Source organism: Alteromonas sp. AO-Serp, from assembly GCF_017849675.1.
Lineage (GTDB): Bacteria > Pseudomonadota > Gammaproteobacteria > Enterobacterales > Alteromonadaceae > Alteromonas > Alteromonas macleodii.
In genome coordinates, this window is record NZ_JAFLMX010000043.1 from 1 (window position 1) to 1,563 (window position 1,563).

Annotated in this window: 1 protein-coding gene and 1 pseudogene; both read left to right on the forward strand. The window is 43.2% G+C overall.

Going from position 1 to position 1,563, the window contains the following annotated elements; genetic code table 11:
• Positions 1-169 precede the first annotated feature (169 nt).
• Positions 170-955 (forward strand): WD40/YVTN/BNR-like repeat-containing protein, encoded by a 786-nt coding sequence (locus tag QVA83_RS04040; protein ID WP_287498143.1) that lies wholly within the window; start codon positions 170-172, stop codon positions 953-955.
• Positions 956-970: 15 nt separating this feature from the next.
• A pseudogene (locus tag QVA83_RS04045) lies at positions 971-1,563 on the forward strand (RND family transporter); the annotation flags it as partial.

A 1,563-nucleotide genomic window follows, 5' to 3' on the forward strand; every position in this document is an offset into this window, starting at 1 on the left:
TGGTTGAGCAATAGGTTCTTTTGGACATAGACGCTGAAACATTTGACGTTATTGTCGGTGAACGCGGTCACGTGTTAGTTTCAGAGGATGGTGAGGCATTTACTCAAAAGCCGTACCAACACAATCAACGCTTACAGCGACAACTGTTGTAGGCGACAATATTTGGGCAGTGGGCCACGACGCTGTCATTCTTCATTCTTCAGATAAAGGCGAAACGTGGGAGATACAAAATTTCCAACCTGACCTTCAGCGCCCATTTCTAGACGTATTATTCTTCAATGAAAAGCAGGGGATTGCTACAGGTGCCTATGGCTTGTTCTATCGAACCTTAGACGGTGGAAAAACGTGGACGGCAGAACGTCATGCCAGTCTGCTTGACCCAATGGATCAAGAATACCTTGAAGATATTCGAAAAGAAGATGAAGACTTCTATCAGCAAGAACTTGAATCTATTTTACCCCACTTAAACAGAATTACCCTTGATGGTGATACGCTTTACCTAGCTGGCGAAGCCGGGTTGCTAGCCAAAAGTACCAATATGGGAGAATCGTGGGAACGGTATTACGTCGACTATACAGGATCGTTTTTCGATATTAAGCCGCTTGATGAAAATACCGTTCTAGCGGTTGGCCTTCGCGGAAATATATTTGTTAACAGAAACGAAGGTGAGTGGGAATACGTACAAACTTGCTCAACCAGCACACTAAATTCAATTCTAATTGGCTCTGAATCGAAGGTTTATGCTTTGGGTAACAACGGGATGATGGTAAGCGCACAGCGACCTTTACCCACCAGTATGCGAGACCCCTATGCAAACCTTTCAGATTGCGAAGCTGATGAAGGCATTGTCGTTTCACAAATTAAAGACAAAGCCGCGCTTCTTAATGCAACACAGTTTAAAGGTAAGAATATTGCCGTTACTGCGAATGGCATTAAAACGTTGAATTTAAAATAGGGCAGTATAAAAACAATGACCCATTTTCTTGAAAAATTAGTATTCGGAAACCGTAAAATTGTCGTAGCCTTGTTTGCTATAGCCACAGTTTTCCTTGGTTACCAAGCTTCACAAATGCGCTTAGACGCGGGTTTTGAAAAGAACATACCGCTAAATCATGAATACATGAAAACGTACATTGAGCATCGCCAAGATTTTGGTGGCGCTAACAATATATTAGTTTCTGTGTGTGATAAAAACGATAACATCTACAATCAAAACTTCTTCGATACCTTAAAGAATGTTCACGACCAACTCTTCTTTATTAATGGGGTGAACCGTTCGTTAGTTATTTCGCTTTTCTCTCCTTCAACCCGCTTTACTGAAATTGTAGAAGGCGGCTTTGCAGGCGGGCCGGTCATTCCTGCCGACTTTAATTCTGCAAGCCCAGAAGCATTAGAGTTGGTTGCTGCCAACGTAGAAAAGGCAAACATCGTCGGAAGACAGGTATCCAGTGATTACAGCTGCGCAATGGTAACAGCGCAATTGCTCGATATAGACCCGCAAACGGGCGAACCTCTCAATACATTGGCATTAGCAGCAGAACTTGAAGAGCAGCTTCGCGGTCA